Source organism: Streptomyces sp. NPDC030143, assembly GCF_055573695.1.
In genome coordinates this window covers 137,029-162,481 of sequence record NZ_JBVIAY010000012.1, presented here as the reverse complement: position 1 = coordinate 162,481, position 25,453 = coordinate 137,029, and the positions used below count along the sequence as shown (strand labels likewise).

The 25,453-nt window shown below is 72.9% G+C and carries 28 protein-coding genes; 23 read left to right on the top strand and 5 right to left on the bottom strand.

Annotated elements, in window-relative coordinates; translation table 11 throughout:
* Nucleotides 1–20: 20 nt before the first annotated feature.
* The 3 genes from ACZ4YY_RS21785 to ACZ4YY_RS21775 all read left to right on the top strand — a co-directional run bounded on the left by ACZ4YY_RS21785 (nt 21) and on the right by ACZ4YY_RS21775 (nt 3,057).
* Nucleotides 21–926, top strand: coding sequence for an anti-sigma factor RsbA family regulatory protein (locus ACZ4YY_RS21785; RefSeq protein ID WP_468292521.1), 906 nt, complete (start codon nt 21–23; stop codon nt 924–926).
* A 132-nt stretch (nt 927–1,058) separates the two neighbouring features.
* Nucleotides 1,059–1,604 (top strand): ATP-binding protein, encoded by a 546-nt coding sequence (locus ACZ4YY_RS21780; RefSeq protein WP_468292518.1) that lies wholly within the window; start codon nt 1,059–1,061, stop codon nt 1,602–1,604.
* 130 nt (nt 1,605–1,734) lie between these two features.
* The gene (locus tag ACZ4YY_RS21775; protein ID WP_468292515.1) at nt 1,735–3,057 is read left to right on the top strand and encodes an Nramp family divalent metal transporter; all 1,323 of its coding nucleotides are present in this window, start codon (nt 1,735–1,737) and stop codon (nt 3,055–3,057) included.
* A 167-nt stretch (nt 3,058–3,224) separates the two neighbouring features.
* Here ACZ4YY_RS21775 and ACZ4YY_RS21770 read toward each other — a convergent pair whose 3' ends face one another.
* Both ACZ4YY_RS21770 and ACZ4YY_RS21765 read right to left on the bottom strand, forming a co-directional pair.
* Nucleotides 3,225–4,499 carry a hypothetical protein gene (locus ACZ4YY_RS21770; protein ID WP_468292512.1) on the bottom strand — a complete coding sequence of 425 codons (1,275 nt, stop codon included), beginning with the start codon at nt 4,497–4,499 and terminating at the stop codon, nt 3,225–3,227.
* An 81-nt stretch (nt 4,500–4,580) separates the two neighbouring features.
* The gene (locus ACZ4YY_RS21765; protein WP_468292509.1) at nt 4,581–5,090 is read right to left on the bottom strand and encodes a SigE family RNA polymerase sigma factor; all 510 of its coding nucleotides are present in this window, start codon (nt 5,088–5,090) and stop codon (nt 4,581–4,583) included.
* A 234-nt stretch (nt 5,091–5,324) separates the two neighbouring features.
* On the opposite strand from ACZ4YY_RS21765, the gene ACZ4YY_RS21760 reads away from it, so the two are divergent.
* Together ACZ4YY_RS21760 and ACZ4YY_RS21755 are read left to right on the top strand one after the other, a co-directional pair.
* A complete protein-coding gene (locus ACZ4YY_RS21760; protein ID WP_468292506.1) occupies nt 5,325–5,657 on the top strand; it encodes a hypothetical protein in 333 nt (110 codons plus the stop codon).
* A gap of 35 nt (nt 5,658–5,692) precedes the next feature.
* Nucleotides 5,693–6,307: a hypothetical protein gene (locus ACZ4YY_RS21755; RefSeq protein WP_468292504.1), complete on the top strand. Its 615-nt coding sequence runs from the start codon at nt 5,693–5,695 to the stop codon at nt 6,305–6,307.
* Between the two features lie 95 nt (nt 6,308–6,402).
* Here the strand turns inward: ACZ4YY_RS21755 and ACZ4YY_RS21750 are convergent, their stop codons facing one another.
* Complete coding sequence (locus tag ACZ4YY_RS21750) at nt 6,403–8,103, bottom strand: chitinase (protein WP_468292501.1); 1,701 nt, start codon at nt 8,101–8,103, stop codon at nt 6,403–6,405.
* Between the two features lie 249 nt (nt 8,104–8,352).
* Here ACZ4YY_RS21750 and ACZ4YY_RS21745 point away from each other — a divergent pair, with 249 nt between their 5' ends.
* The 14 genes from ACZ4YY_RS21745 to ACZ4YY_RS21680 all read left to right on the top strand — a co-directional run bounded on the left by ACZ4YY_RS21745 (nt 8,353) and on the right by ACZ4YY_RS21680 (nt 19,665).
* Complete coding sequence (locus ACZ4YY_RS21745; protein ID WP_468292498.1) at nt 8,353–9,219, top strand: hypothetical protein; 867 nt, start codon at nt 8,353–8,355, stop codon at nt 9,217–9,219.
* 63 nt (nt 9,220–9,282) lie between these two features.
* Nucleotides 9,283–9,990 (top strand): Flp pilus assembly protein CpaB, encoded by a 708-nt coding sequence (gene cpaB / locus ACZ4YY_RS21740; protein ID WP_468292495.1) that lies wholly within the window; start codon nt 9,283–9,285, stop codon nt 9,988–9,990.
* Nucleotides 9,991–10,002: 12 nt separating this feature from the next.
* Entirely contained in the window at nt 10,003–11,259 is a 1,257-nt protein-coding gene (locus ACZ4YY_RS21735) for an AAA family ATPase (protein ID WP_468292493.1), read from the top strand.
* 5 nt (nt 11,260–11,264) lie between these two features.
* Entirely contained in the window at nt 11,265–11,654 is a 390-nt protein-coding gene (locus ACZ4YY_RS21730) for a pilus assembly protein (RefSeq protein WP_468292491.1), read from the top strand.
* Nucleotide 11,655: 1 nt separating this feature from the next.
* Nucleotides 11,656–12,012 carry a TadE/TadG family type IV pilus assembly protein gene (locus tag ACZ4YY_RS21725; protein WP_468292488.1) on the top strand — a complete coding sequence of 119 codons (357 nt, stop codon included), beginning with the start codon at nt 11,656–11,658 and terminating at the stop codon, nt 12,010–12,012.
* 16 nt (nt 12,013–12,028) lie between these two features.
* Complete coding sequence (locus ACZ4YY_RS21720) at nt 12,029–13,366, top strand: CpaF family protein (RefSeq protein WP_468292486.1); 1,338 nt, start codon at nt 12,029–12,031, stop codon at nt 13,364–13,366.
* A gap of 69 nt (nt 13,367–13,435) precedes the next feature.
* Nucleotides 13,436–14,380 (top strand): type II secretion system F family protein, encoded by a 945-nt coding sequence (locus tag ACZ4YY_RS21715; protein WP_468292483.1) that lies wholly within the window; start codon nt 13,436–13,438, stop codon nt 14,378–14,380.
* Between the two features lie 21 nt (nt 14,381–14,401).
* On the top strand, nt 14,402–15,289 hold the full coding sequence (locus ACZ4YY_RS21710) for a DUF5936 domain-containing protein (RefSeq protein ID WP_468292481.1): 888 nt from the start codon (nt 14,402–14,404) through the stop codon (nt 15,287–15,289).
* Between the two features lie 11 nt (nt 15,290–15,300).
* Nucleotides 15,301–16,647: a sensor histidine kinase gene (locus ACZ4YY_RS21705; protein WP_468292479.1), complete on the top strand. Its 1,347-nt coding sequence runs from the start codon at nt 15,301–15,303 to the stop codon at nt 16,645–16,647.
* Nucleotides 16,631–17,389 carry a response regulator gene (locus tag ACZ4YY_RS21700; RefSeq protein ID WP_468292476.1) on the top strand — a complete coding sequence of 253 codons (759 nt, stop codon included), beginning with the start codon at nt 16,631–16,633 and terminating at the stop codon, nt 17,387–17,389. The genes ACZ4YY_RS21705 and ACZ4YY_RS21700 overlap by 17 nt, the downstream gene beginning before the upstream one ends.
* A gap of 114 nt (nt 17,390–17,503) precedes the next feature.
* Nucleotides 17,504–17,737 carry a hypothetical protein gene (locus tag ACZ4YY_RS21695; protein ID WP_468292693.1) on the top strand — a complete coding sequence of 78 codons (234 nt, stop codon included), beginning with the start codon at nt 17,504–17,506 and terminating at the stop codon, nt 17,735–17,737.
* Nucleotides 17,734–18,429: a pilus assembly protein TadG-related protein gene (locus tag ACZ4YY_RS21690; RefSeq protein WP_468292691.1), complete on the top strand. Its 696-nt coding sequence runs from the start codon at nt 17,734–17,736 to the stop codon at nt 18,427–18,429. Before ACZ4YY_RS21695 ends, ACZ4YY_RS21690 begins: the two co-directional genes overlap by 4 nt.
* A gap of 34 nt (nt 18,430–18,463) precedes the next feature.
* Nucleotides 18,464–19,045, top strand: coding sequence for a hypothetical protein (locus tag ACZ4YY_RS21685; protein ID WP_468292474.1), 582 nt, complete (start codon nt 18,464–18,466; stop codon nt 19,043–19,045).
* A gap of 8 nt (nt 19,046–19,053) precedes the next feature.
* Entirely contained in the window at nt 19,054–19,665 is a 612-nt protein-coding gene (locus tag ACZ4YY_RS21680; protein WP_468292471.1) for an OmpA family protein, read from the top strand.
* On the opposite strand, the gene ACZ4YY_RS21675 is transcribed toward ACZ4YY_RS21680, so the two are convergent.
* Complete coding sequence (locus ACZ4YY_RS21675; protein ID WP_468292468.1) at nt 19,640–20,095, bottom strand: DUF192 domain-containing protein; 456 nt, start codon at nt 20,093–20,095, stop codon at nt 19,640–19,642. The genes ACZ4YY_RS21680 and ACZ4YY_RS21675 overlap by 26 nt on opposite strands.
* 37 nt (nt 20,096–20,132) lie before the next feature.
* On the opposite strand from ACZ4YY_RS21675, the gene ACZ4YY_RS21670 reads away from it, so the two are divergent.
* The 3 genes from ACZ4YY_RS21670 (at nt 20,133) to ACZ4YY_RS21660 (ending at nt 22,551) form a co-directional block, all read left to right on the top strand.
* Nucleotides 20,133–20,708 carry a dihydrofolate reductase family protein gene (locus ACZ4YY_RS21670; protein WP_468292466.1) on the top strand — a complete coding sequence of 192 codons (576 nt, stop codon included), beginning with the start codon at nt 20,133–20,135 and terminating at the stop codon, nt 20,706–20,708.
* Nucleotides 20,709–20,864: 156 nt separating this feature from the next.
* Nucleotides 20,865–21,740 carry an LLM class flavin-dependent oxidoreductase gene (locus ACZ4YY_RS21665; protein ID WP_468292464.1) on the top strand — a complete coding sequence of 292 codons (876 nt, stop codon included), beginning with the start codon at nt 20,865–20,867 and terminating at the stop codon, nt 21,738–21,740.
* Between the two features lie 10 nt (nt 21,741–21,750).
* Nucleotides 21,751–22,551 carry a methyltransferase domain-containing protein gene (locus ACZ4YY_RS21660; protein ID WP_468292461.1) on the top strand — a complete coding sequence of 267 codons (801 nt, stop codon included), beginning with the start codon at nt 21,751–21,753 and terminating at the stop codon, nt 22,549–22,551.
* 7 nt (nt 22,552–22,558) lie between these two features.
* Here ACZ4YY_RS21660 and ACZ4YY_RS21655 read toward each other — a convergent pair whose 3' ends face one another.
* On the bottom strand, nt 22,559–23,713 hold the full coding sequence (locus ACZ4YY_RS21655) for a winged helix DNA-binding domain-containing protein (protein WP_468292460.1): 1,155 nt from the start codon (nt 23,711–23,713) through the stop codon (nt 22,559–22,561).
* Between the two features lie 684 nt (nt 23,714–24,397).
* On the opposite strand from ACZ4YY_RS21655, the gene ACZ4YY_RS21650 reads away from it, so the two are divergent.
* A complete protein-coding gene (locus ACZ4YY_RS21650) occupies nt 24,398–25,171 on the top strand; it encodes an isoprenyl transferase (protein ID WP_468292458.1) in 774 nt (257 codons plus the stop codon).
* Nucleotides 25,172–25,453: the final 282 nt, after the last annotated feature.

Genomic DNA, 25,453 nt, shown 5'->3' with positions numbered 1-25,453 from the left:
CGTACACAGATGGGGGACCGATGACCACCCAGCCCGCCCCGGTGCAGGGGGCGTTCGACCACCGCATGGCCGTCTCCGACACGGACGACGCCTTCCTGTCCGCCGCCCTGCCCTTCCTCGCCGAGGGGCTCGCCGCCCGCGACGAACCCCCACCCGTGGCCATCGTGGCCCCCGCCAAGCTGGACCTCCTGCGCGACGCCCTCGGCGCCGACGCCCGGGAGATCGGCCTCGTCCCGCACACCGACTGGTACACCGGCTCCGCCGCCAACGCCGTCGCCCGGGCCGCCGGGCACGTGGCCGCGCACGCCGGCCCGGGCGGCCGCATCCACCTCCTCATGGAGCCGGAGTGGAACGGCCGGGCCGGCCGCTCGCCGCGCGAGAGCGCCGAGTGGATCCGCTACGAGGCGCTCTCCAACCTCCTGTTCGCCCCGACCGCCACCACCGCCCTGTGCGTCTACGACACCCGCACCGCCGGCTCCTGCCTGGTGGCCGCCGCGCGCCGCGCCCACCCGGACACCGAGGTGTACGAGGACCCGATCCGGCTGGCGGCCGAGCTGGACGCCGTCCCGCTGCCCGCGCCGCCGACGAACGCGCTGTGGCTCGCCCGGCCCGTCCGGGACGCCGTGGAGGACTGGGCGGCGGGGCAGGGACTGGGCGCCGCCGACGCGGGGCTGTTCGCCACGGCGGTCGAGGAGGCGGCCTGCCTCGGTTCCGTCACCGGCGCCCTGCTGTGGGGCGAAGCGCCCGGCTGCGTCTGCGAACTGGGCCTGGGCCGCAGGATCGCCGATCCGCTCGCCGGGTTCGTCCCCCCGCCGAGCCTCGACCTGGCGCCCGGCCAGGGCCTGTGGTTCGCCCGACAGGTGTGCGCGTACGTCGACATCCGCGACGCCGGCGAGGGGACGACCGTGCGCCTCCAGTACGGGTGACGGGTCCGGCCCCGGTACGGGTGACACCGGCGGCCCGCGTCGCCGTCACGTAGGTGGCCGTACGCCACAACAGGTACGGAATCAGGTAGTCCTCCCCGTGTACGGGACGTACGGGGAGGTCATCCTGAGGTCATGCTGCGACTCTGCGGGGTGCGCCTGCCGGACCCTCCGCCTCCGTACGGCGCCTGCCCCCAACCGCCGCTGGGCGCGGGCAACGCGACCTCCGAGTACGACGCACGGCCGTGCGCCGTCCGCGAGGCACGCGCGGAGGTGCGGCGACGGCTGGAGAACTGGGGGCTCGCGGAACGCGACGACCTGGTCGACACGGCCGTCCTGCTCGTCAGCGAGCTGGCCACCGACGCCCTGCTCCGCCCCCACGGCCCGCACGGCGGGGGAGGAGCCGCCGCCGCGGGCCGCTTCCGGCTCACCCTCGCCGCCGCCCACGGCGTCCTGCGCTGCGAGGTGACCGCCACCGGCCGCGGAACGCCGCAGGTGCCTCGGGCGGCCGACGCGGGCAGCAGCCGGGGGATGTTCCTGGTGGAGGCGCTGGCCCGGCGCTGGGGCTGCCACCAGGACGGTTCGGGCCGGACCGCGTGGTTCGAGCTCGGCACCTGCGGGTGCGACGGCTGTGGTCGGCGACAGCCGTCGCACCGGCACGGACCCCGGCCCGCGCCCTGACACCCGCGCCCTCGACACCCGCGCACGGTCTTCGCCGCTTCCGGGGGGTTCGACCTGCCCTTGAGCACATCGGGTGGAGATCGCGCACACCCTCTTGCCGCACCGGCCGCTTTGGGCTTTCTTGACCCTCATGGCGGACACCACGGGAAACCCCACGGACACCGAGGCACCATCCGACACCGACCAGGCCCCCAGGAAGACCAGTTGGAAGTACATCGGCCCCGGCATCGTCGTCGCGGCGACCGGTGTCGGAGCCGGCGACCTGGTCGCCACCCTCATCGCCGGCAGCAACTTCGGCTACACGCTGCTGTGGGCGGCGATCGTCGGCTGCCTGGTGAAGATCTCCCTCGCGGAGGCCGCCGGCCGCTGGCATCTGTCCACCGGCCGCACCCTGTTCGACGGCTGGGCCAGTCTCGGCCGCTGGACGACGTACTTCTTCGTCGTGTACGTCGTCGTCTGGGGCTTCGTCTACGGCGCGGCGGCGATGTCGTCCAGCGCGCTGCCGCTCCAGGCGCTGTTCCCCGATGTGATGGAACTCAAGTGGTGGGCCGTCGCGTGCGGGTTGGTCGGGCTGGTCTTCGTCTGGTTCAACAAGTACGCGGTCTTCGAGAAGGTCATGACGGTCCTGGTGGGCGTCATGTTCGTGGTGACCGTCTACCTGGCGATCCGCGTCACGCCCAACATCCCCGACGCCCTCGCCGGTCTGCTGCCGGTGCTGCCCGACGAGAAGGACTCGGTCCTCAACACCCTCGGTCTCATCGGCGGCGTCGGCGGCACCATCACCCTCGCGGCCTACGGATACTGGGTCAACGCCAAGGGGTGGACGAACACCGGCTGGATGAAGATCATGCGCCTCGACAACCGGGTCGCCTACGCCACCACCGGCATCTTCGTCATCGCGATGCTCTTCGTCGGCGCGGAGCTGCTGCACTCCGCGAACGTGGCCATCGCGAGCGGCGACAAGGGTCTGATCCAGCTCGGTGACATCCTGGAGGCGGAGTACGGCGCGGCCACCGCCAAGTTCTTCCTCATCGGGTTCTTCGCCACCTCCTTCACCTCCCTGATCGGCGTGTGGCACGGCGTGAGCCTGATGTTCGCGGACTTCGTCGCCCGCTACCGCAGCCGGGAGGGCACCACCGGCGACGAGGTGGCCTCCGGCGAGCGCGAGCGCTCCTGGCCGTTCCGCGCCTACCTGCTCTGGCTGACCTTCCCCCCGATCGTCCTCCTCTTCCAGGGTCAGCCCTTCCGCCTGATCATCCTCTACGGGGTGCTGGGCGCGGCCTTCCTGCCGTTCCTCGCGGCGACCCTGATCTGGCTGCTGAACTCCTCCCGCACCCCGGCCGAGTGGCGCAACGGCTGGGTGAGCAACGGGATGCTCGCACTGGCCGGCCTGCTGTTCCTGGTGCTGTGCGTGAAGCAGGTCTGGGACCAGCCGTGGGCGGAGTTCTTCTGAGCCGGTCCGCGGCGCCCCCGCGGTGCCGTGCGCGCGGCCTCCGCGGTGCTCACCGCGTTCCTCCGGCGTGACGCGCGGCGGTCGGCGTCCCTCCCCCCGAAGGGACGCCGACCGCCGGAGGCGCCGACCGCCGGCGGCCGGAGGCGGCCACCGGCGCCGACCGGTGCTCAGCCCAGCGCGTCCCACCTCGGGTCGAGGGCGATGCCCCGCAGCTGAGCGAGGGTGAGGGCGGGCTCAGGGCGGGTGGCCGCCGTCTCCTGGTCCGCGGAGTTGAACGCGCTGACGACGACCCGCCGGCCGTCCTTGCGCAGGGTGTCGACGGTCCACATCACGACGCCCTCGCCGCCCTTCTCGCCCGGTCCCTGCCGCGTGGCGACGCGGGTGCCGTCGGGGAGGGTCTCGGAGCCGGTGCCGTAGAGCTGGTCGGCCACGTCGGACATGTTCGACTGGACGTTGATCTGGACGTAGCTCGCGCCCTTGCCGTCGTCCACGACGACATACGCGAACTCGGTGTCCTGGTTGCCCTTCGTGACGACCTTCAGGCCGTCCGGGAGCGCGGCGGTCAGGAGCCCGAGGATCCGCCGGCCCTCGTACTGCACGGGGGCGGGGGCGTCGGACGTCGACGGCGTCGGCCCACCGGTCTTCACCGGGACGGCGTCGATGATCGCGCGCCACTCGGCCGCGGCCGCCAGCTTCGTCAACTGGTCGGTGGTGAGCGGCGGCTCGGGACGGCTGACCGGCTTGCCCTTCTCGGCCGGCGCGTTCCACTCCTGGACGGACACCCGCTGCCCGTCCGGCGTGACCAGCTCCGCGCCCCACGCCTTGGTCTCCGTACGGCGGTCCGGGTACTCGTACCCCTGGAAGACGGTGACGACGGACCCGTCGGACAGCTTCTCGGTCACACAGGTGGCGACGGTCCCGTCCCCCGCCGCCTGTCCGGGGCACTGCATGACCGCCGTGGCGGGGTCGAAGCCGTTGTCGCCGGTCTCGGCGCCCGGCAGGAGCCGCTCCAGGCCGACCGAGACGGCCGCGGCGCCCTTGCCGTCGTCGAACACCAGCTGTGCGAGCGGCGGCAGGTCCTCGTGGGTCCCCCGTCCGCGCTGATCGCTGAACTTCCCCTTGGGCAGCAGCGTCTCGAGCGTCCTGATCACGTCGGCGGCGGAGTAGGAGGCCGGCGCGGTGGTCCGGTTCGCGGCCACCGACGCGGTCCGCGAGGGACGGTCGGCCCCGCCGGAGGACAGGACCAGGGCCCCTCCGACCCCCACGAGGGCGAGGCCCGCCGCGCCCCCGGCGAACGCGGCCCGGCGCAGCCGCAGCCGCCGTCCCCTGGCCCGGCCGGCGGCGGCGAGCGCGGCGCGGTTCGTGTCGAAGGTGCCGCCCGCCTGGTGCAGGGCGGCGGAGAGCTGGTCCTCGAAGTGATCGTCGTGCTGTTCGACGGGCATGGCGTACCACCGTTTCCCGATGTCGTTCGGAAGGAGGGAGGGAAGGTTGTCGGGTCCGGGGCGGGCCGGACCGCCCGGCGCTCAGGGCCGGGCGTACTCGCCGATGTCCTCGCCCAGCAGCTCCCGCAGCCGTCCGAGGGCCCGCACGCACCGGGTCCGGACGGCGGCGGAGCTGGCGTTCATCACGCCCGCCGTCTCCTCGACGGAACGGTCCTCCCAGTACCGCAGGACGACGACGGCCCGGTCCTTGGCGGGCAGCCGGCCGAGGGCCTGGATCAGCGTCAGCCGCAGCGGCACGTCGTCGCCCGCGCGGTCGGCCCGCTCCGGGAAGACGTCCACGGCGCGCTCGCCGCTGCTGCGTCGACGCTGGTGGGCGAGGAAGGTGCGGGTGAGGACGGTCTGCGCGTACCCGGCGGGGTTGTCGGCCCGCGCGACGCGCCCCCAGCGGACGTAGAGCCTGCCGAGGGTCTCCTGGACCAGATCCTCGGCGAGGTGCGTGTCCCCCGCGGTCAGCAGACAGGCGGACCGGTACAAATGCCCGGCACGCGCCGCCGCGAACTGCGCGTACTCGTCCGCACGGGCCTGCCTCATGTGCTCCCCCAGCCGATCTCCGACACGGTGTCGTCCGTCCTCACCTCATTGATGCGGTGGGGTGGGGGGAATGTTTCACGGGGGACCGAAAGAATGTGCAAAGCCCGGCGGGCCCCGCGCCCCACCCGACTCGACACCTGGACCACTCCCATGACACACCCGCCCGCGTCACCGCCGCCTCCGCCCCCGGGTTTCGGCCCGCCGCCCCCTCCGTACGCGCCCGCCGCCGCCCCCGTGTTCCCACCTCCGGCCGTCCCCGTGCCGGTGCCGGCCGTCGCCCCCGCCCCCGGGCCGGACTTCCTGGCGGTGGACAAGCACAACGCGGTCGTCGTCGACGCCTCGGGGGTCGCCTTCGAGATGTACGACATCACGGTCGACTTCCCCTGGCCGGAGATCCGCAGCGTCCACTACCGGGCGAGCCCCGACGGCAAGGCGCTCATGGTCGCGGTGGTCCACGTCGACGGCCGCGTCTACGAGTGCGTGGTCACCGCCAAGCCGAAGGACGCGCTCCGGGCGTGGTTCGCGCAGTTGGCGTGGGTGCTGGGGTACTACCGGCCGGCGGGCTGACCCGGTCCGACGCCCGGCGTGCGACAGTGGCCGCCATGGACGCCGAGCGGAGTACCGCACCTGCCCGCCACCACGACCCGGGACGCCAACTGGCCGAGTTCACCGGCCGCATGCTCGTGGTCTGCCCGCGGTGCGGGGGCCGCGCCCTGGTCGTCCCCCGGCCCGGTCTGCCCGCGCCGAAGTACTTCAGCGAGCTGCTGTTCCAGCCCCGCCGCCTGGTCTGCGGAGCGTGCGGGGCCGTCGCCGCATGGGAGCCGCGGACGAAGGGGCGCGGGCTGGTGGGGGTGGCGCCGGGCGGCACGGAGGACCCGTTCTTCGGACGGCCGCTGTGGCTGCAGACCCGGTGCGCGGGCCGGATCCTGTGGGCGTACGACGAGGAGCACGTCGACGCGCTGGCCGCGTACGTCGGCGCCGCGCTGCGCGAACGGGGGGTCAGCCGCCCGACGAGGGCGATGTTCGCCCGCCTGCCCCGCTGGATGAAGAGCGCCGCCCACCGCACCGAGATCCTGGCGGGCCTGCACACCCTGGGGGCCCTCGCGGGCCGCTCGGCCCCCGCAGACCGCTCGGACACGGCCCACGAACGCGGTGACCGCCCCCGCCCCTACGGTGCCGTGTACTTCCGGGGCGGCCCGTACGACGACGGCAGTTGAGGCCCCGGCCCGGCCCCGGAGGCGGGCGTTCAGGGCGCCCCGTGGGCGGCCGGCGCACGTCCGGCTGCCCACGGCGGCGACCCCGGGGCCGCCGGTTACGGCAGCCCGTGCACCTTGGGGCCCACCGCGTTCGACCACGCGTTGCCCGCCGTCGCGTCCCAGTTGGTGGACCAGGTCATCGCGCCCCGCAGGTCGGGGTAGGTCCGCGGCGGTGTGAAGGAACCGCAGCCCGTTCCCCTGGTGAGGCAGTCCAGGGCGTTGTTCACCACGGCCGGCGACACGTAACCGCTGCCCGCGCCGCGCGGGGAGGCCGGCAGGCCCAGGCCCACCTGGGCGGGCGAGAGGCCGTTCTCCAGCTGGATGCAGGCCAGGGCCGTCAGGAAGTCCACCGAGCCCTGGCTGTACACCTTGCCGTCGCAGCCCAGCATCGAACCGCTGTTGTAGTACTGCATGTTGACGACCGTGAGGATGTCCTTCACGTTCAGGGCGGTCCGGAAGTAGGCGTTGGACGGCGACTGCATGTCGATGGTCTGCGGTGCCATCGTGAGGACCATCGAGGGGCCCGCCTTCGCCGACAGCGCGCGCAGCGCCTGGGTCATGTAGGTCGCGTCGAGGCCGTTCTCCAGGTCGATGTCGACGCCGTCGAAGCCGTACGTCCGCATCAGCGCGTGGACCGAGTCCGCGAAGTTCCTCGCGGACGCCGCGTCGTTCACGCTGACCGTGCCGCGCTCCCCGCCGACCGAGACGATCACCTTCTTGCCGGCCGCCTGCTTGGCCCGGATGTCCGCCTTGAACTGGTCGACGCTGTAGCCGTTCAGGCCGGCCGAGTCCAGGGTGAAGGTCACCGCGCCGGGGGTGCTCGTCGCGTCCGCGAAGGCCACGGCGATGATGTCGTACTGCGCGGGGACGTCGGAGATCCGCTGCACCGTCGCGCCGTTGTCGAAGTTCTGCCAGTAGCCGGTCACGGCGTGCCTGGGCACCGAGCCCCCGCCGCCCCCGTCGCCTCCGCCGGTCCCGGCCGTCCGGCCCGTCACCGCGGTCGACCTCACCGACTCACCGGCCGCGTTCGTCGCCGTGACCTGGAAGCCGTACGAGGTGGAGGCGGCGAGCCCGGTCACCGTCGCCGACGTGCCGGTCACCGCCGTCACCCTCGTGCCGTCGCGGTAGACGCCGTAGCCGGTGGCGCCGGACACCGGGTTCCACGACAGGGAGACCGACGACGACGTCGTCCCCGAGACCGCGAGTCCGCTCGGAGCGGCGGGGACCGTCGGGTCCGGGTCACCGCCACCGCCGCCGTCGGGGCCGTGGACCGAGACGTCGTCGGCGAGGTAGGGGGCCTGGCCGTACCAGCCGTGCAGGTACACCGTGACGGAGTTCGTCGAGGGGCCCGTGGTGAAGGTCGTCGACAGCTGTTTCCAGGTGGTGGAGGCGGGGGTCCAGGTGGAGACGTCCGTGGTGCCGGTGCCGGTCACGCCCAGGTAGGCGTAGCCGCCCTGGACCCAGGCGCCGAGGGTGTAGGCGGAGCCGGGCCGGACGGCGACCGTCTGGGCGCAGCGGGCGTTGTCCTGCCCCGCCGGGGTGGCCTTCAGGGCGGAGGCGCCGGTGTGCACGGGGGAGGAGACGGCCGTACCGCTCGACGCCGAGCAGGTCCAGTGGGCCAGGCCGGACTCGAAGCCGGCGTTGCGGGCGTTGTCGACGTCCGCGGCGGACGCCTGAGCCGCGCCCGCCAGGGACAGGACGAGGGCGGCGGTCACCGCGCCCGACCACCGTCGCATCGATCGTTTAAGTGGGGACATGACAATACGTTGGTCCAGACCAATCCCGCTGTCAAGAGGTGCGGCCGCGGAGGGGCGGTGTGCGCAACATGCCCCTGTTTCACGGCAATTGATGCAGGAGAGTTCGCAGAAGACTTGCCCACCGGCTGTGGAAAGCGGTTCTCCGGCCACAGGGGCGTCGATACAGTGCTGGAGTAGTCACGCAATGAAGTCACCCCGGTGCACCGGAGTAACGCCGGTGGGCCGGACCGCGGAATCGGGGAGCTGCGCGTGCCAACTGCCATTGCCGTGACCGGCGCCGGTCTGGCGCTGCCGCCGCAGGACGAACGGACCCTGCCCGCCGCCGTCCTCGACGCCCTGGACCGCCGGCCCCTCGACCAGGCCGTCGCCGACGTCCAGGCCCTGGTCGAACAGCACGGCCACGTCGTCGTCGTGTACTCGCGGGCCGTGTCCGCGGCCGTCGAGCAGCGGCTGCACACCATCCGCTCCCTGCTGGAGAGCGACCGCATCGCCCTGTTCCGGCCCGACCTGCCCCCGCTCGGGCTCGCCGTCCTGGCCCGGCAGCTGCGACAGCTCGCCTCCTGCGACCTCAGCCCCGGCGTCCTGGCCTCGGCCGGACGGCTGCTCACCCACTACATCCACGCCGGCGCGCTCCTCGCCTCCGTCGCCCGCCTCGACCGCGTCCCCGTCGGCCTGACGTCGCACGCCCGCTCCTGGGTGCCGGGCAGCCAGTTCGGCGTCCTCGCCCATCCCCAGCCGCAGTTGGTGAAGGCCGGGCCCGACACGGCCCTCGACGGGCCCGAGTTCGGGACGTGGATGCTGGTGGCCCGCGGCCGGCTGACGTCCGACTGGGTCACCGGCACCCTCGCCCCCGCCTGGAAGACCCAGGGGCTGCACGAGACGGACCTGCCCGCCGAGTCCGCCGCCTGGTGGGGCACCGGAAAGCTGATCGAGTTCTGCGCCTACCTCCCCGACCTGTCGGTCCTCTACCAACTGGTCACCTCCGTGCGGCAGACCGTCTGCCACTGGTGCGGCGTCGATGTCATCGGCGACCGCTGCGTCTTCTGCTGCGCCACCCCGCCACCCGCCCCCGAACCCACCACCCGCCCCACCCGCGCGCTCACCGCGGGCGGCTGACACCGGCTCCGTCCACTCCGTTCGTTCCCGCTCGACCCGACCCCCAACGAGGTTGCACGGTTCATGAACTCCCGTCAGCGCCGCGGCGTGATCCTCCTGATCCTGTCGGTGTTGTGCGCCCTCGGCGCCTTCGCCGGCGTGCTCTCCGTCATCGACGACGTGCAGTCCAAGGTCGGCCCCGAGGTCACCGCGTACGAGGTGCGCGCCGACGTGGCGCCCTACACCACCCTCTCCCCGGGCCAGTTCAAGAAGATCGAGGTGCCCGAGCGCTGGCTGTCCGCGAACGCCGTCACGGACCTGTCCGTCATCCGCGGCAAGATCGCCGTGACGACCCTGAAGAAGGGCTCCCTGCTCCAGAGCGACATGGTCGTCGACCAGCCCGCCCTCCAGCCCGGCCAGCAGGAGGTCGCCATCATGATCGACGCGGCGACCGGCGTCGCCGGCAAGATCACCCCGGGCTCCTCCGTCAACGTCTACGCCACCTTCGAGGGCGCCAAGGAGTCCGACCCCGACCAGTCGAAGATCATCGTCACCAACGCCCGGGTCCTCGACGTCGGCGACCTGACCGCCCTGGAACCCGACGCCGACGACCGCGGGCGCGAGCCCACCGACGCGGTCCCCATCACCTTCGCGCTGTCCACCCTCGACGCCCAGCGCATCACCTACGCCGAGTCCTTCGCCAAGCGCGTGCGGCTCGCCCTGGTGGCGCCCGGCACCGACACCGCGGTCCCCGAACAGGACCGCACGTACGAACTCGCCACGGACAAGTGAGAGGCCGCCGCCATGCCCACGAGGATCCTCCCGGCCGTCGGCGACCCGGACGCGGTCCGCGCTCTCACCACCCTGCTCAGCCGGCTCCCCGACGCCGAACCGGTCACCCCGGTCGCCGACTCCACCCAGCTGATCGACACCCTCGCCCGCCTCGCCGCCGCCTCGGTCGAGGAACTGCCCGAGGTCGTCGTCGTCCACGAACGCATCGGCCCCCTACCGGCGCTGGAGCTGGTGCGTGAGGTCGCCCTGCGCTTCCCGGCGGTCGGCGTCGTCCTCGTCACCACCGACGCGAGCCCCGGCCTCTTCGCCGCCGCCATGGACTCCGGGGCCCGCGGCCTGGTCACCCTGCCGCTGAATTACGAGGAACTCGCCCTGCGGGTACAGGCGGTGGCCCAGTGGTCGGTCGGCGTACGACGTCACCTCGGGCTCGCCGGTGACGTGTTCACCGGCGCCGGCGGCACCGTCGTCACCGTCAGCGGCGCCAAGGGCGGTGTCGGCGCGACCCTGACGGCCGTCCAGCTCGCCCTCGCCGCCCAGGCGTCCGGACGCTCCACCGCCCTGGTCGACATGGACCTCCAGACCGGCGACATCGCCTCCTACCTGGACGTCCAGTTCCGCCGCTCGGTCGTCGACCTCGCCGCCATCACCGACATCTCGCCCCGCATCCTCGCCGAGGCCGTCTTCCGCCACGACAGCGGCCTGGCGCTGCTCCTCGCCCCCGGCGAGGGCGAACGCGGCGAGGAGGTCACCGACCACGCCGCCCGCCAGATCGTCGGCGCCCTGCGCTCCCGCTACGAGGTCGTCGTCGTCGACTGCGGCGCCCAGCTCGGCGGCGCCGGCGCCGCCGTCGTCGAGCTGGCCGACCGCGCCCTGCTCGTCACCACCCCCGACGTCGTCGCCGTCCGCGGCGCCAAACGCGCCGTGCGCATGTGGGACCGCCTCCAGATCCGCAAGGCCGAGGAGACGACGGTCGTCGTCAACCGTCACAGCCGCGCTACGGAGATCCAGCCGTCGCTCATCCAGAAGATCACCGGCACGGCCGTCGCGGCGACCACCGTCCCCGCCCACTTCCGGGAGCTCCAGGCGGCCGTCGACGCCGGCCGGATCGACGCCCTCGACCCCAAGGGCTCGGTCCGCCAGGCCCTGTGGGCGCTCGCGGGGGAGCTGGGCCTGGTCAGGCCGGAGGGCGGCGAGCACGCCGCGCGCCGGGGCGGCCGGGCCCGCGGCGGGGACCGAGGCGCCGTGGGCTTCCGGCGCAGGAGGGAGTGACCGGGATGCGACGGACGAGGACACGGACCGGCGGGGACCGGGGCCAGGTCACCATCGAACTCCTCGGCATGACTCCCCTCATCATCGTGACCCTGGTGGTGGTGTGGCAGTGCGTGCTGGTGGGATACACGTTCACGCTCGCGGGGAATGCTGCCGACGAGGCGGTGCGGGAGGGGACGGCGGCGCACCGGGGGGAGCGGCAGGCAGTGTGCGAACAGGCCGGCAAACGGAAGCTGTCGGGGGCGTGGCGGTCCGGCGCGACCGTCACCTGCTCGTCCTCCGGGTACGTCACCGCCGACGTCTCCCTGCGCGTGCCCGTCCTCTTCCCCGGCCTGATCGACTTCCCGTTCACGGTGCACGGCCGCGCCGGAGCCGTAGAGGAAGAGGACGACTGAGATGGCGTACGGACACCGCGGGCGCCGTGACCGGGGGCAGGTGGCGCTGGAGTACCTGGGCTTCCTGCCGATCCTGCTGCTGCTCGGCCTGGCCGGCGTCCAGCTCGGGCTGATCGCGTACGCGGCGCAGCAGGCCGGGACGGCGGCGCGGGCGGGGGCCCGCAGCGCGGCCCTGCGCGAGGACTACCGGTCGGACTGCCGCAACGCGGTGAGCAGCTGGCTGGCGGCGAGCTGCCTGCCCGCGTACACGGGCGACGACGTCCGGGTCACCTCCACCGTCAGGATCCCCTCCGTCATCCCCGGCATCGGCGACTTCGGCACGGCCCGCAAGACCGCCACCATGCCGGTCGACCACTGAAGGAAGGCGGCCACCCATGAGCCTGCGGGCACGCATCACCTCCCCCGAGGAGAACGGCAACCGGGGCGAGGAGGGCCACCTGGTCACCTCCTACCGGGCCAAGCTGCTGGAGGAGATCGACCTCGCGGAGATGAGCTCGCTGGCGGCGGCCGAGCGCCGGGCCCGCTTCGAACGGGTCCTCGGGCACATCATCAGCCGCGAGGGCCCGGTGCTCTCGACGGGCGAACGCGCGCAGCTGATCCGCCGGGTCGTCGACGAGGCGCTGGGCCTCGGCATCCTCGAGCCGCTCCTCGAGGACGCGTCGATCACCGAGATCATGGTGAACGGCCCGGACGCGATCTTCGTGGAGCGGGCCGGCCGGGTCGAACAGCTCCCGCTCCGCTTCGCCTCGAACGACCAGCTGATGCAGACCATCGAACGCATCGTCTCGACGGTCAACCGCCGTGTCGACGAGACGAACCCGATGGTGGACGCGCGCCTGCCGTCCGGCGAGCGGGTCAACGTGATCATCCCGCCGCTGTCGCTGACCGGCCCCACCCTCACCATCCGCCGCTTCCCGCGCTCCTTCACCCTGCACGAGCTGATCGGCTTCGGCTCGCTCGACGAGCCCATGCTGTACCTGCTGGCGGGGCTGGTGCAGGCGAAGTTCAACGTGATCGTCTCCGGTGCGACCGGCACCGGCAAGACGACCCTGCTCAACGCGCTGTCGGGCCTGATCCCCGACGGCGAGCGCATCATCACCATCGAGGACTCCGCCGAACTCCAGCTCCAGCAGTCGCACGTGATCCGCCTGGAGTCCCGGCCGCCGAACGTCGAGGGCAACGGCCGCATCACCATCCGCGACCTGGTCCGCAACTCGCTGCGCATGCGGCCCGACCGGATCGTGGTCGGCGAGGTCCGCGGCGGAGAGTCGCTCGACATGCTCCAGGCGATGTCCACGGGCCATGACGGCTCCCTGGCCACCGTCCACGCCAACAGCGCCGAGGACGCGCTGATGCGCTTGCAGACCCTGGCCTCCATGTCGGACGTCGAGATCCCCTTCGTCGCCCTGCACGACCAGATCAACAGCGCCGTCGACGTCGTCGTCCAGCTCACCCGCTTCGCGGACGGGGCGCGGCGGGTGACCGAGATCGCGCTGCTCGACAGCCATGGCGGGGAGCCGTTCCGCCTCGCGACCGTGGCCCGCTTCACCGCCCGGCCTATGGCCGCCGACGGCCGGGTGTACGGCGCGTTCGAGTACTTCCCGCTCCCGCGCCGCGCCGCCGACCGCCTCTACATGGCGAGCCAGCCGGTACCGCAGGCCTTCGGAGTGGCCCGCACGCTCGACGAACTGACCACGCGTGAAGCCAGGTAGACGAGACCCGCACGGCAGACGAGACCGGCAAGACGGACAGGACAGACGGGACAGGCAGGACACGACCCCATGGATCTCCAGACCCTGATCACCCTCACCAGCGGTGTCACCCTCCTGACCTGCGTGCTGGCCGTCGCGGGCGTGCACACCTACGCGCGGGGCCGGGCCCAGCGCGCGGCCCTGGTCGACCGCCTCTCCGCCACCGGCCAGGTCCCGCTCACCGGCCGCCGGCGCCGCTTCCGCTCCCTGGACCGCCGGCTGCGCCGGACGACCCTCGGCCGCACCCTGGCGCGGAAGCTGGCGGCGACGGGCCTGGACATCACCCCGGGCGAGTTCTTCGCCTCCATGCTGGCGACGGCCGTCGCGCTGTGGCTGATCGGGCAGGCCACCCTGGCGCCCTTCTTCGGCCCGCTGGCCGGCCTCCTCGGCATCTGGGCGGCCTGGCAGTTCCTCGACTGGCAGCGCCAGAAACGCATCGAACGGTTCATCAACCAACTCCCCGAACTGGCCCGCATCCTGGCCAACGCCACCAACGCCGGACTCGCCCTGCGCACCGCGATCGGCATGGCCGCGGAGGAACTGGAGGCCCCCGCCGGCGAGGAACTGGCGAAGGTGGCCGACCAGCTGACCGTCGGCCACTCCCTCGACGACGCCCTCGGGGAACTCGCCGACCGGCTCCCCTCGCGTGAACTCGTCGTCCTCGTCACCACGCTGGTGCTGTCCAACCGGGCCGGCGGGCAGGTCGTCGGCGCGCTGCGCAACCTGACGGAGACGCTGGAGGAGCGCAAGGAGACCCGGCGCGAGGTGCGCACCCAGCTGTCGCAGGTGAGCATGACGTCGTACGCGGTGCCGGTGCTCGGCGTCGGGGCGCTGTTCCTGATGGACAGCGTCAAGGACGGCGCGCTGGACCGGATGACCGCCTCCCCGGTCGGCCAGGCCGCCGTGATCATCGCGTTCGCGCTGTACGCGGTCGGCTTCCTCCTCATCCGCCGCATGTCCCGGATCGACGTCTGACGCAGGAAGGAGGCACCCGCCATGGAACTGCTGCTCGCCCTGCTCATGGGCCTCGCCGTCTGGGGCGTCTTCACCGGACTGCGCATGTACCGGGCGGAGGCGAAGCTCCCCGCGGACCTCGCCCTCGCCCTGGAGGTCGGCGCCACCCGCACCGGCGCCGTCGGCTCCCTCGTCGACCGGCTCGGCATGCGGTACGCCCCCGCCGTCCTGCGGCTGATGGGCCCGCGGCAGGTGGCCCGCTACCGCCGCAGGATCGACCTCGCGGGCAACCCCGGCGGCCTCACCCTCGACCGCTACGCGGCCCGCCGCGCCGTCTACGGTGCGATCGGCGCCCTCGGCGGCCTGGTGGCGCTGCTCCAGGGCAGCTACTTCGCGGCCCTGCTCATGGTCGCCTTCGGCGCGCTGTGGTCCGAGGTCGGCATCTGGGCCGCGATCCGGGTGCGCAAGGACGCCATCGAACGGACCCTGCCGGACTTCCTCGACGTGCTGGCCGTCGTGGTCAGCGCCGGCCTCGGTTTCCGCCAGGCCCTGGACCGGGTGGCGTCCCGGTACGAGGGCCCCTGGGCGGACGAGATCCGCATCACCCTGCGTCAGATGGACCTCGGCATGAGCCGCCGCGAGGCCTTCGGGGAACTGCGCCGGCGCAACGACTCCGAGCAGGTCGCCATGTTCGTCACGGCCCTCCAGCAGGGCGAGGAACTGGGGGCGCCGATCGTGGACACCCTGGTCTCCATCGCCAAGGACATGCGCCGTACGGACGCCCAGAACGCCCGCCGCAAGGCGGCCCGCGCGGTCCCCAAGGCCACGCTGATGATCACCACGTTCATGGTCCCGGCCACCATGCTGCTCCTCGGCGCGGGCATGCTGCTCGGCTCCGGCACGGACTTCAGCTCGATCACGGGTGAGTGAGGGGCAGGGCGATGGCGCTGACGGCGATGACGCGCGGGTGGGGCGGCGCGGCGGGACGGGCCCGCGCCGACGCCCGTGACGAGGCACCGGAGGAGCCCGCCTCCATCCCCCTCCAGGTCAACGCCCTCCAGGCGATGTGCCGTCAGGTGTTCGGCTTCCGCCTCGCCATGATCGCCCTGGCGGCCCCCGCGGCCCTCCTCAACGCCTCACCGGGCCTGGGTGCCCGGCTGGTGGGCGCGGCCGTCGTCGTCACCTTCATGGGCTCGTACGTCCTCTTCCGCGACTGGGAACGCTTCGGCCCCCTCCTCCTGCGCCACCCCACCCTGCTGGCCGTCGACACCCTGCTCGGCACCCTGCTGCTGATCTCGGCGGGCCCGGACACCACGCTGGCGTACGTCAGCGTCTGCACCCCGCTGGTCGCCGGCATCGTCTACGGCTGGCGGGGCGGCGCCTGCTTCGCCTCCCTCCAGTCGCTGATCCTGCTGCTGGTCCACACGACCCTGGAGCGCGAGTCGGGCGCGGGGGTCGCCGAGCGGCTGCTGCTGCCCGGCTTCTGCGTCATCACGGGCGCCGCGGGCTCGACCCTGCGCGGCCTCATGCTCCGCTTCGGCGCGGCCACCCAGGCCCTGGCCGGCGTCAAGGCCCGTCTCGCCGCCACCGAGGCGGTCGCCGCCGAACGCGCCCGGATGGCCCGGGAGATGCACGACTCGGTCGCCAAGACCCTGCACGGCATCGCCCTCGCCGCCGACGGCCTGGCCCGCTCGGCGGGGTCGGCCCGCATGGACCCGGCCCTGGTGCGACAGCAGGCCGAACTGGTCGCCCGCGCCGCGCGCCGCGCCGCCGCCGAGTCCCGCGAACTCCTGACCGACCTGCGCCGGGAGACGGGCCCGGACCCGGGCCGAACCGTCGACGTCCTGGGTGAACTGAAGTCGCGCACCCGGGACTTCGCCGCCCGGACCGGCATGCCGGCCACCTACCGCCCGACGGGCGAGCGCATGACGCTCCCTCTGCCGCCGGCCGCGGCCCGGCACCTCCTCACGATCGTCTCGGAGGCCCTGGAGAACGCCCACCGCCACGCGGACGCCACCCGTGTCGAGGTGCGGGCGGGCGTCCGCGACGACGTCCTCGGCGTGAGCGTCCTGGACGACGGCAGCGGCCTCCCGCCCGGCACCACTCTCGAACAGCTGCGCAGCACGGGCCACTTCGGGCTCGTCGGCATGGCGGAACGCGCGGCCTCCATGGGCGCGCGCCTGCACGTCGGCCGAGGGCTGCACACCCGCGGCACGGAAGTACTGCTGCACCTCCCGCTCGGACCGGACCATCAGCGAAGGAGGCCGCCGGATGCCGGAGCCCCGTGAACCGATCCCGGCGCCCGCGCGCCGCGCACCCTTACGCGTGCTCGTCGCCGACGACAACCCCGTGGTCAGGGCGGGCCTGACGGCCCTGTTGTCGGGCCGCGACGACATCACGGTCGTCGCGGAGGCGGCCGACGGCCGCGAGGCCTGCGAGGCGGCAGCGCGCCACCGCCCCGACGTGGTCCTGCTGGACGTCCGCATGCCCGGAGTGGACGGCCTCGCCGCCCTGCCCCACCTGACCGGCCTCGCCCCCGTGCTGATGCTGACCTACAGCGACGAGCCGGAGACGGTCCAGGAGGCCCTGCGGCGGGGGGCGGGAGGCTATCTGGTCCACGGGGAATTCACCGTGGACCAACTGGCGGCGGCGGTACGCGACATCGGCGCAGGCCGGGCGCACCTCACCCCGACGGCGGCAACGGCGGTGCTCGCGCACCTACGGGCGTCGAGTGCGATCGCACACGATGAATCACCCTCAGGGGCCCATTTTCCAGGGACTTCCCCCAAAGCGCTTTCGCAACTGCAATCGCCTGTGGGACAGTCACGTCGGGGGTTCCGGCTCAGCGCGAGGGAGGCGGAGATCATGGACCTCATCGCGTCGGGGATGAACAACCAGCAGATCGCCGCCATGTGCTTCATCAGCGAGAAGACGGTCAAGAACCACATCAACCGCATCTTCGCCAAGCTGCACAGCACCAGCCGCTCCGAGGCGGCGGCCAAGTGGCTGGGAACGGCGGCGACGTCATGAGCCCCCGCCGCACCCCCGAGTGGGCCCGCAATTGGGCCCTGGGACCCTCTGCCGAGCCGCGCGTTCCGCTCTACGTTCCTGACACCGGTAGCGCCCCCAACGGAGAGGAACGCCATGAGCGACCTGATGCTGAAGACCGTCGTCGCGGCCAGGGTCCGGGTGAGCGGCTGGAGGAACACGACGGTACGGGCCGCCCGTCGCCGGGGCGGGGACCGGGGGCAGACGGCGGTGGAGTATCTGGGGATCATCGCGGTGGTGGTGGCGATCGTGGTGTTGATCGCGAACACGAACCTGGGGCAGACGATCGTGGACAAACTCAGGGCGCAGATCTCCAAGGTCGCACCCTGACGCAACAGTCTCGTGGGCACGGCGACGCAGGGCAGGTCTTCCCCATCTACCTCACGGTGGTGGCGGGCCTGCTCTTTCTCGCGTTCGCGTACTTCGCGGTCGGGCAGGCCGCGGTGAACCGCAGCGGAGCCCAGACCGCAGCCGACGCGGCGGCGTTGGCGGCGGCCCAGGAGACCAGGGACCAGCTCGCGGGCAAGTGGCTCGAGGCCGTTCTCGATCCCACACAGTGGCCGGACATCTTCGAAGGTGAGGTGGGTCTGGAGCCGTCGTGCTGGCGCGCCTACGAGCTCGCCGCGCAGAACGACGCGAGTGTGGACGACTGCAAGGACGGCCTCCGCACCACGGTCAGGGTCCGGGCGAACACGTCGGCCGGTGACTCCGTCATCCCCGTCACCAGCACCACGAGGGCACACGCCTCCGCCACCGCGGTGGTCGAGTCGCTGTGTTCGTTCGAGCCGCCGGGTGAAGGCGGCGACCAGAACACACCAGCGCCGGGTGAAGGGGCCGAGGAGAACACACCAGCGCCGGGCGAAGGGACCGAGGAAAACACACCAGCGCCGGTTGAGGAGGCCGGGGACGACGCACTGCCGGTGCTCACCTGTGGGGACGTGGACTGGGAGCTTGATCCGGAGGACCTCACCGACCTGCCCGGACCCGAGGACCTCTTCGACGTCCACCTGGTCACCGGCTGACGAGCGAACGACGAGTGGAGAAGGAAGCAGAGTGATGAGCATGCGGTTCACGGCGAAAGCCCGCAGGGGGATGGTCGCGCTGGCCGCCGTGAGCGGGCTGGTCCTGGGTGCGGCCGCCTGCAGCGGGGGCGGCGACGACGACAAGAAGCCGCAGAACTCGGCCTCCGCCTCCCGGGGCAGTGGATCGCAGCCGAGCGCGCAGGAAGGACAGTCCGCCGAGCCGTTGGCGGAACTGAAGGGCCCCAGCGGGCTCCTTCTGCAGATCACCTCGGCCGTGCGGGACGCGGGCGGCTTCGTCACGGTGAACGGCGCCCTGAAGAACGACAGCGGAACGGAGGCCGTGATCCCCTCCGCGTTGAGCGGCAACGAGACGGAGATCATCAACAACGGACTGTCCCTCGGCGGAGCCACCCTCGTCGACTCCAAGAGCAAGAAGCGCTACTACGTCCTCCGCGACACCGAAGGCCGCCCCCTGACGACCACCGGCTTCTCGACCCTCAAGGCGGGCGAGGCGATCGACGTCTTCCTGCAGTTCCCCGCCCCGCCCGCCGGCACCGCCGACGTCACCTTCCAGCTGCCGCTGTTCCCCAGCGCGGTCGTGAGGATCTCGGGGTGAGGCGGGCGATGACACCACGTCTCGTGCCGGCGGTCGTCACCGCCATGGTCGTGATCGTCGGTGCGGCCCCCTTCGCCCACGCCGACGGTCCCAGCGTCCCGCCCGGCACCGAACCCACCGCCACCGCCCCCGTCGAGGTCGATCCCAACGACCCGGACCTGAAGCTGCCCGAGGGCGCGACGCTCGCCGAGGCCAAGGTCCTCGACATCAAGCAGGTCGTCGAGGACGAGAGCGGCGACGAGCGACGGGAGGACACCAACGCCGACGTGACGTTCGCCCTCCAGGCGGAGGTCCTCTTCGGCAAGGACAGCGCGAAACTCGGCGCCGAGGCGAGGGCGCGCATCGCCGTGATCGCCGCGGAGATCAAGAAGCAGCGGACCGCCCGGGTCCGCGTCTTCGGCTTCACGGACGACCTCGGCTCCTCGGCCCACGGCGACGTGCTGTCGAAACAGCGCGCCGACGCCGTCCAGGCCGCCCTCGCAGGCGATCTGAACGACCCCGGCATCACCTTCGAGGTGCGCGGCTACGGCGAGCAGTACCCCATCGCCGACAACTCGACGGAGGCCGGCCGCAAGAAGAACCGCCGGGTGGAGGTCACGTTCCCGCGCACGGCGAGCTGACGTCCGGCCCTCCCGGCCCGGCCCCCGAAACCTCCACCTCCACCCGTGCGCCCGCCCGGACCCCCCAGCCGGCCATGGCTCCCGCCTCCGCCTCCAGCACGTGGCGTGACCGGACGCGGGGCAGCCCCAGGCGGCCCGGCGGCATCGTGCGGACGGCGATCACGGTCAGGCGGCGGTCCAGGTAGGCGACGTCGACGGGGATCCGCATGCCGAAGGTGTGGACGCTCCCGGCGGGGGTCAGCAGCAGCGCGCCCTCGACCCCGTCCCGTCCCAGCAGGCCCCTCGTCCGCGCGCGGTACGAGGCCGCGATCTCCAGCGGCACGCTCACCGCCGTCCCGCGGTCCCCCGGCACGGTCAGCCGGCCGTGCCCGTCACGCCAACGCCTCACGTTCCGTCCCCCACGTCCCACCCCTCGCGTCCCCACCGGCATACCCTGGCCGGCATCCGCCGAACCAGCGAGGTGCGCGATGGGCAACGTCGTCCTGTTCAGCTCGGTCTCCCTCGACGGCTACACCGAGGCGCCCGGCCGCGACATCTCCTGGCACCGCGTCGACGAGGAACTCCACCGGCACTTCAACGACACGATCGTCCGGTACGGCGCCCTGCTCAGCGGCCGGGTCACCCACGAGCTGATGGCCGACTACTGGCCCACCGCCGACCAGGACCCCGAGGCGAACGAGACCGTCGTCGAGTTCGCCCGCATCTGGCGGGACATGCCGAAGTTCGTGTACTCGCGGACCCTGCGGCACGCCGACTGGAACACCACCGTCGTCCGCGACGTCGTCCCGGAGGAGGTCGCGGCGCTCAAGGCGCAGGCCGACGGCGATCTGGCCCTCAGCGGCGCGCACCTCGCGGCGGCGTTCCTGGGGCAGGGGCTCGTCGACGAGTTCCGGATCTACGTCCATCCCGTCCTCGTCGGCGCCGGCACCCCGCTCTTCCCGCAGACCTCCGTCCCGGCCGACCTGCGTCTCGTCGAGCACCGGGCCTTCGGCAACGGGGTGGTGCTGCTCCGGTACGCCCGCGTCGGCGCGGCCGAGCGATGAGGGGTCCTTGCAGAAGGGAGCCCGGCTCGTGACGCCCGGCACGCACGCTCGCCTCGCGATCGCACGCACCGGACGCCGCGAGCTGATCGGCCGCCCCTTTTGTCCGGCGCTCTAAACCGGTTGTCGCGAGCCGGGGCGACCGCTAGGAAGGAGGCCATGACCGAACTCGGTGCCGTCTTCCGCCCCCAGTTGCCCCCCGAACGGCTGCGCGCCGTCGCCCGTCTCGCCGACGGGACCGGACTCGACGAGCTGTGGTTGTGGGAGGACTGCTTCCGCGAGGCCGGGATCTCGTCGGCGGCCGCCGCGCTCGCCTGGACCGAGCGGGTGCGGATCGGTGTCGGTCTGCTGCCCGTCCCGCTGCGCAACGTCGCCCTCACCGCGATGGAGGCCGCCACCCTGCACCGCATGTTCCCGGGCCGGGTCACCCTCGGCGTGGGCCACGGCGTCCAGGACTGGATGGGCCAGGTCGGCGCGCGCCCCGCGTCCCCGCTGACCCTGCTGCGCGAGTACACCCTCGCCCTGCGCGGCCTGCTGAACGGCGAGCGGATCACGACCGGGGGCCGGTACGTGACGCTCGACGACGTCGCCCTGGACTGGCCGCCTGAGGGAGGCGCCGAAGTGCTGGTCGGCGGGATCGGGCCGCGCACCCTGCGACTGTCCGGCGAGGTCGCCGACGGCACCGTCCTCAACGAGTCCTTCTCGGCGGAGGGCGTGCGCGAGGCCCGCCGGATCATCGAGGAGGGCCGGGCGGCGGCCGGCCGTCCCACGGCCGGGCACAGGATCGTCGTCTATCTCTTCGCCGCCACCGGAACCGACGCCACCGCCCGCCTGGAGCGCGAGCTGACCGCCACCGGCCTGGCCGGCACCCCCGGTCTCGGCGTCGCCGGTGACGCGGCCGAGGTCGCCGAAGCCGTCCGGCGCCTGGCCGACGCCGGAGCCGACACGGTCGTCCTGCTGCCGACGGCGGACGATCCCGACCCCGAAGGCTTCGTCCGGTTCGCCGGAGACGACGTCCGCCCCCTCGTGAAGTGAGCGCGTCCCCGTGAGTTCCCCGAACAACCCTCACCCCCGCTCCTTCGAGGACCTCGTCGCCGAGGGCGCCGCCGTCCCCACCGAGGGCTGGGACTTCTCCTGGTTCGAGGGCCGGGCCACCGAGGAACGCCCGTCCTGGGGTTACGCGGTGGCCCTCGCCGGCCGCCTGGCGGCCGCTCGGGCCGCGTTGGACGTGCAGACCGGGGGAGGGGAGGTACTGGACTTCGCCCTCGGCCGGGCCGCCCCCGCCGCCCCGGTCCTCGCCGTCGCGACCGAGGGCTGGCCGGCCAACGTCGCCAAGGCCACCGCCCTGCTGCGCCCGCGCGGCGTCGCGGTCGTCGCGTCGCCCGAGGACGCGCCGCTGCCCTTCGCGGACGGCACCTTCGACCTGGTCTCCAGCCGGCACCCGGTACGGCCCCCGTGGGAGGAGGTCGCGCGGGTCCTCGAACCGGGCGGCACCTACTTCGCGCAGCACGTCGGCCCGCGCAGCGTCTTCGAACTCGTGGAGTACTTCCTCGGACCGCAGCCGGAGGAGGTGAGTCACGGGCGTCACCCCGACCGTGAGCGCGCCGACGCCGAGGCGGCCGGCCTGGAGGTCGTCGACCTGCGGGCGGAGCGGCTGCGGGTGGAGTTCCACGACATCGCCGCCGTCGTCCACTTCCTGCGCAAGGTGGTGTGGATGGTGCCGGGCTTCACCGCGCCGGCGTACGAGGCGCGGTTGCGTGCGCTGCACGAGCGGATCGAGTCGGAGGGCCCGTTCGTCGCCCACAGCACCCGGCACCTGGTGGAGGCCCGCAAGCCCCGGGGGTGACGGGACCTCAGGCGTGCGGCCCGGCCGTCACCTCGCCGATCACCAGCTCGGCCCGCGCCTCCAGCACGTCCCCCACCCGCTCCGCCCGCTCGCCCAGCTCGCGTTCCTGCCGTGGCGTCAGCCGTCCGAGCGGCTCCACCGTGACCGTCGTACGGCGTCCCCGGCGTCGCTGGTGCCACACGCCGGCGACGACGCCGTCGACCAGCAGCACCGGGAAGTTGCCCGCCTGTCCGCCCGCCAGGGCCCGCCGTGAGGCGGCCCCCGGGAACAGCAGCGCGCGGGGCTGGGACGCGATGACGTACGCGTCGAAGTACGGCAGCAGCGCGACGCCGCGCGCGGCCGTGTCCGGGAAGTCCGTGTCACCGGCCGCCACCCACGCCGGGGCGCCCTCGAAGAGGACCTCCTCGATCTCCCCCTCCGCGGCCAGCTCCTCGAACAGCCCGCCGGCCCAGCGCGGCGGTGCGGCGAGCCACTGCGCGAAGTCCCGGGGCGTGGCCGGGCCGTAGGCGGTGAGGTGGAGGCGCACGACCGTGCGCAGTGCCTCCCGCGGCGGCAGCGGCGTGAAGTGCGGCGGCCGGGTGTAGGTCACCTTGCGGCCCCGGTTCGGGCCGAAGCACAGGACGCCCGCCTGACCGGCCCGGTGCAGCACCTGCCGCCAGCGCGGCCACATCGTCTGGAAGGCGGGCACCACCGGATCCCCGGCCCACGGGCCGGTGCGGGCGACGACCTCGGCGTCCAGCTCGTCCACCGTCAGGCACGTGCCGTCGAGCGCGTCCCCGATCGCCGCCACCACCCGTGCGGCCCGGTCCTCGTCGAGCCGCACGTCGGGGGCGAACGGGCCGGCGCCGGACGGTACCGCCGTCAGCGCCGCGCTCCACAACGCCAGTTCGCGAGCGGGAAGGAGATGGACGGTGCCGCGTGGTCCGTGCGTGCGCACCAGCGAGCGGTCCTCGTACAGCGCCGCCCGCACGTCCGCCCGCGTCACCCCCTCGGCCCGCACCCCGACCGACACCTCCGAGGCCGACGGAACCTGCGCGTGGGCACCCCGCATCGCCGCGACGACGTCCTCGGGCGCCCGGGGGCCCGGCGAACCGGGATTGGCCAGGAACTGTCGTCCGAGCCGCCGCGCGTTCGCCTCTCGCCAACCGATCCTCAGTGTCATGCGTTCGACGCTAGAGGGCGAAGAGGACGGATCCTGTCCTCTTCGCGGGTGACGCGCGGACAGGTGAACAGGACATTCCACTCAACGTGCCACAGAACGACCGGCAACCTCCACGCGGTTTCCACATCGTTATCGCGAACGACACGCATCAAGCCCCCGCCTCGCGTAAGTTCAAGCGCAGGCAATTCGCGTGAGCAAAGCTGCGCGGGCGTCACCGCGCAGTGGAGGGGGCTGCGCGGTGACGTTCGCGTCAAGGCGGTGGCCGTGCCCGGGTAGCCCGTCGGGGGGACGGCCGCACCTCCCGCCCGACCCCGCTCAAGCGGCCCCAAAACCTCCACTTCCGCCGGTGGAGGGTCCCCTTTGCCTGGGATTCCGCTGCCTTTCGGCCACGCATCACCCATGATTACCGCTTCCCGAGACCACCGCGGCGTCGTCGGGCGAATCCGGAGAGTAATTGTGGTGCGCCGATGCCCCCGTCATCCCTCACGAAGGGTTATGGTGGAAACCCCCCCTCGGGCCGGTCCGTCTCCCCCCCACGGACCGGCCCGTTTTTTGTGCCCGCTCCCGGGTGCGTCGCGTGCGGACCGACGCTTCGACCGACCCCGGCGTCCTGACCCGCGCCCCGCGGGGGTAGGCTTCCGCCTCGCGGGGACCCGTATCCGCAACGGAGGGGCTGACATTCACGTGAACCTGCGCGACAAGCTGCGCGGCCTGTTGGTGAGGCTGTACGCGCGCCGGGTGGAAGGCCACCTGGACCACGCTCAGGTGCCCAAGCACATCGGCGTCATCATGGACGGCAACCGCCGCTGGGCGAAGGCCGCCGGCTCCACCACCGTGCACGGCCACCGCGCGGGCGCCGAGAAGATCGAGGAGTTCCTCGGCTGGTGCTCGGAGACGGACGTCGAGGTCGTCACCCTCTGGCTGCTCTCCACCGACAACTTCGACCGCGCGAAGGAAGAGCTCGTCCCGCTCCTCGGCATCATCGAGGACGTCGTGCGCACCCTCGCCGCGGACGGCCGCTGGCGCGTGCACCACGTCGGCACGCTCGACCTCCTGCCCGCCGGGATGCAGCGCACCCTGAAGGAGGCCGAGGAGGCCACCGCCCCCGTCGACGGGATACTGGTCAACGTCGCCATCGGCTACGGCGGCCGTCAGGAGATCGCCGACGCGGTGCGCTCGATGATCCTCGACGCCCACGACAAGGGCGTCGCCATGGAGGACCTCGCCGACTCCGTCGACATCGACATGATCGGCCGCCACCTGTACACCGGCGCCCAGCCCGACCCCGACCTCGTCATCCGCACCAGCGGCGAGCAGCGGCTGTCCGGATTCATGCTGTGGCAGACGGCGCACTCGGAGTACTACTTCTGCGACGTCTTCTGGCCGGCCTTCCGCAAGGTGGACTTCCTGCGCGCCCTGCGCGACTACGCCGCCCGCCACCGGCGTTACGGCGGCTGACCCGCCCGTCGGGCCGCACCTCACCGCACCCCGGAAAACATCCCGGGTACCCCTGTCGGGTGCGGACGTAACACGGAGTTCACCGGCGCGCCGTCATATGCCGTGGCATGGCGGCGCGTCTTCGAGGGCATAAGCCAAGCAGGTCGACGCCCGAACCACGGGTGTCGGATCTCAGCGGACGGCACGGGGCCGTCCGCCCGGGAGGCCCTTTGCACCAGCCCGATCGTGCGGTCAGCACGGACGCAGCGGAGGGCCGGTTCTCGGCCCGTGCAGGCGGCCGAC